Origin of the sequence: Vibrio sp. V30_P3S12P165 (genome assembly GCF_009904905.1) — a bacterium.
In the GTDB taxonomy this organism is placed as follows: domain Bacteria; phylum Pseudomonadota; class Gammaproteobacteria; order Enterobacterales; family Vibrionaceae; genus Vibrio; species Vibrio fujianensis.
This window is the reverse complement of the sequence record NZ_WXWH01000044.1, coordinates 1-4,129: the sequence shown is the minus strand read 5'-3', so window position 1 is coordinate 4,129 and position 4,129 is coordinate 1. Positions and strand designations below refer to the sequence as shown.

The following is a 4,129-nucleotide window of genomic DNA, read 5'->3' as shown; positions in this document are numbered from 1 at the left end:
ATCTTATATAGAGATCTTCTATTAGATCTACTATTAAGGGAGAGGATCTCTGTGGATAACTGATAAATGATCAATAAGATCATGCGAATGAATAAGATCAGAACGTGTGATCATCACCTGATCAAACGGAGGATTAGCTGGGATCAAAAGTGGTAGTTATACACAAGGAAAATAATGATCAAAGTTATTCTATGAATAACTATAGGTTAATCACCGGATAAAATGGTAGTTATACACAAGAGAATAAGAAGGTAAAAAAGAAAAAGCGGCCTAAGCCGCTTAAAAGAAAGAGGATAGGGAGGAAAAAATTAGTCAATACGCGCTATAAATGTATTGAGCCAGTCAGCTAAGGCTTCCTCTGGAACCGGATGTTGTTGAACGTCGATAGTAAAGCAGTCTGCAAGTGGGGTGGCACCAATATCAGCTAACAGCTCATGTGCGTGTTTACCAGCAGCGCAAAAAGTATCATAGCTTGAATCTCCAAGTGCGATGACCGCATAACGAAGCTGTTGCGTATTTGGCGGTGTTTGTTGCAAAGCGGCAATAAAAGGTTGGATATTATCTGGGTAATCCCCCGCACCATGCGTGGAAGTAACAATAAGCCAGATACCTTGAGCAGGAATATCTGCCAATACCGGCTGGTTATGGATATGGCTTTCGATTTCTGCTTGTTGTAATGCATCACTGATGTGATCTCCCACATATTCTGCACCACCTAATGTACTACCTGTTATAATATGGATCATATAGTTAACTCTATTTCCCGATACAGAAAGTGAAGTTTCCCATAATAGCTGGCCTCGCGCGACTTCTTGGGGACCGATTGGGGACCAAATTGCAATTTATGGTCAAATTCTTACTTCCCAAGATGACTTCCATCATAGATCAGGATGGGAAAAGTGGGAAATTGTAATCAATTGAAATATTAAAAGATTACTTTTCCTTGTTTCGGAAGATAAGGTTTCTGCAAAGTTATCGACAATGTAAATGGTGTGACTCAGTCATCCGGAAAATCTTGACAGGAATAGTATTAATATGGGTTCGCTAACTTGAATCTATACCCAATCAACTTGTAGTTGTAGGTAGGCCGCAAATGAGTTCATCCTCATGAGTATAGACAGACTATGTAATTGGGGTGAACGAATGTAGTCAACACTCCTGCTACTTCAAGTAGGAAGGATTTAGGAAAAGCTATCGAACGGTTGAGTTATGGCTTTCATCTATCCATCGATATAAGGTTCGTCGGGTTATTCCTAATATATCAGCGGCCTTGGCTTTATTTCCCCCGACTCTCTCAAGAATAAATTTAATATAGTTACGTTGAAGCTCATTTAACGATGGCATATCTTCAGATAAAGAGTCAAAAATATTATCTTTGATAGTACTCGACGATTTCCTAATACGTTCAGGTAGGTGTGATGGTAAAATTTCATCACCGTCACAGAATACGGATGCTCTTTCAATCGCATTTTTAAGTTCGCGTATATTTCCCGGGAAATCATAATTCAGTAGTTCTTTCCAGGCTAAGTTACTCAATTGAATCGCTTTAGTTTTTCCAGCTTGTGTCTGAGTAGAAAGAAAGTGCCGGGCAAGAATCGTAAGATCATCACCACGCTCGCGAAGTGGTGGTACAGATAATGTGAACATTTCTAGCCGAAAGAATAGATCTTGTCGAAACAGCCCCTCTGCGATACGAGACTCTAAATCCCGGTGAGTTGCCGTGACTATACGTACATCTACGCTAATTTCCTTATCAGAACCCACTGGTCGAATGGTCCCTTCTTGTAATACACGTAATAATTTAGCTTGTAACTCAAGAGGCATTTCACCGATTTCATCAAGAAGCAAGGTACCTCCGTCGACCTCCCTTAACAAACCTAATCGTGATTGATTTGCCCCGGTATAAGCGCCAACTGAATGTCCAAAAAATTCACTTTCCAGTAACTCCTTAGGGATACCTGCGCAATTAACTGCCAGAAAAGGGCCATTTTTCCTAAGACTTTCATTATGAATCGCTTTAGCGACTAGCTCCTTACCAGTACCACTTTCTCCCAGTATTAAGACAGGCCCATCCGTTTTCGATATTTTTTGGATCATACGAAAAAGGCTCTGCATCACTGCACTTTCACCTAGCATGCCATGAAAGAAACGGTTTTCAGCTTGGTTTTTCAAGCTTCGGTGCTCAATTAGGCGTTTCACAGTTAATAGACAGTGATCCATATCAAAAGGTTTGGTTAAAAAATCATCCGCCCCCGCTTTAAGTGCATCAACCGCTTGGTTAACCGAGCCAAACGCTGTAATTAATAACATAGCTGGAGTTGGCATCAGAGCCTTAACTTCCGGTATTAATGTCATACCGTTGCGATCAGGTAATCTTAGGTCGGAAATCACCACATCGGGTATTATTTCATTCAACTTACATGAAGCTGCTTCAGCTGAGTTGACTATTGTGACCTGATACCCCTCGCCCTCAAGCTCTTCACACAATAAATCTGCTAAATCACTATCATCTTCTACTAATAAAATATTCATACCCATTGTTCCTTTGAAAATTGTAGTGTAACGATGAGCCCACCTTGCTCTGAACGTCTAAGCATTAATTCGCCATGATGATCATTCACAATATTGTTAACAATAGCCAAACCAAGCCCAGTCCCCTGACCTTTTGGTTTTGTAGTGAAAAATGGCTCTAATAGCTGAGATAAGTCCATATCTATGGGAATACGTTGCCCATCATCGCTGATGGTTATCCACCAGTAGTCATGCGACTCACCATATCCAACGAATACGTTTTCTTGAGCGGCTTGGCTTGCATTTCGTAGTAAGTTAATTAACGCTAATTCGAACAGATCAGGATCAACAAAGACCGACAGATGGTTAGGAACATTAATGGTAATTAAGGGTGATGGCTCCATTTGTTCATGATTGAGTGATTCTCTAGCATGTACTACTAAATCCAAAATAAGTACTTTTTCTTTTTGGTTACTATTACGAGAAAAATCCAATAATTGCCGAACGATTCGAGTTAGCCGTTTCACTTGTCCTCTAATCGACGTCAGTTCATGTAGCGCTGAATTCTTATCGATAAATCGAGATAAACGCCTTGCTCTACCATCAATCACATTCAGCGGTGCTCCTAACTCATGAGCCACGCCACCGACGAATCGTCCTAATGTTGCCATCCGCTCATTTCGCTCTAACCTCAGATTTAGTTTTGTTTCATATTCTTGATGAGCCAGTATTTTTTCCTGTGCAAGCGCAATATCATCAAGCATTCGGTTTAAAGCAAGAGCAATAGAAGATAATTCATACGTATTTGAATCAGAAGCACGTAAGCCTAACTGGCCTTGACCAATCTTGGCCATGGTACTCGTTAACTGGGCTACATCGCGACCCGCTGCTCGGTAGTGGCCTAAATAGACAATGATTAAGGTGAGTAAGCCAATTACGCCCCATACAGTCCAAGCCGAGTGTGACAAGGTACTCATAGAAGACGAAAAATCACTAGCACGACGAGTAATTTCGACAAGGCTCGATATCTGCCCTCGTTTATCGGTGATAGGAAGAAAATGAGAATATACTTGTTTGCCGGCTTGACGTTGATAGACATTGGCATCACGTCCAACTTCAAGCAGCTCAAGTGCAATAGGGCTATATTTATTGCTTCGTTTAGCAATACCAGCCGCAGCAATACGCTGACCATCCTGATTGTAGACAGACGCACCATATACCTGACCTAAATCAAAAATTGCATCAAGCGTTCTCTGAACTGTTTCTATATCTCCTTTGCGGATTGCCTCTCCAATAGGGACATCAATTGCTCTGGCGATTAGCTTAAGATCGCCTTTTAGCTTACTCGTTTGTAAATCCGCAAGATAATAAGTTCCAATACTAATAGACGCAGCCGATAGTCCCCATAATGGTAGGAAAACAAACAATAAGATACGTGCCGATAAAGAGACTTTAGTCAATCTGACCATCTTTTCCTTTGAACTCAATGTGTATCTATTTTTCAATAAATCATGACAGATAGCGTAACAAAAATAAACACTAATAGTTTTCTATTATTCTAAAACTCGAACAAAAAATAAAAAAATGCATAAAATCAAAAAGTTAAATAAATACCCAC

The 4,129-nt window shown here is 40.4% G+C and carries 3 protein-coding genes; all 3 read right to left on the bottom strand.

The genetic code is table 11. The features are described from left to right. Positions 1-308: 308 nt before the first annotated feature. Positions 309-746: an FMN-binding protein MioC gene (gene mioC, locus CAG57_RS09600; RefSeq protein ID WP_099610302.1), complete on the bottom strand. Its 438-nt coding sequence runs from the start codon at positions 744-746 to the stop codon at positions 309-311. 445 nt (positions 747-1,191) lie between these two features. Continuing rightward, positions 1,192-2,532 (bottom strand): sigma-54-dependent transcriptional regulator, encoded by a 1,341-nt coding sequence (locus CAG57_RS09595; protein ID WP_161428180.1) that lies wholly within the window; start codon positions 2,530-2,532, stop codon positions 1,192-1,194. Next, on the bottom strand, positions 2,529-3,980 hold the full coding sequence (locus CAG57_RS09590) for a sensor histidine kinase (protein WP_161431171.1): 1,452 nt from the start codon (positions 3,978-3,980) through the stop codon (positions 2,529-2,531). Before CAG57_RS09590 ends, CAG57_RS09595 begins: the two co-directional genes overlap by 4 nt. Positions 3,981-4,129 lie beyond the last annotated feature (149 nt).

Bases quoted from the DNA above. Each gene is read 5' to 3' on its own strand.
- CAG57_RS09595 (WP_161428180.1), bottom strand. From the start codon at position 2,532: ATGAATATTTTATTAGTAGAAGATGATAGTGATTTAGCAGATTTATTG.
- mioC (WP_099610302.1), bottom strand. From the start codon at position 746: ATGATCCATATTATAACAGGTAGTACATTAGGTGGTGCAGAATATGTG.
- CAG57_RS09590 (WP_161431171.1), bottom strand. From the start codon at position 3,980: ATGGTCAGATTGACTAAAGTCTCTTTATCGGCACGTATCTTATTGTTT.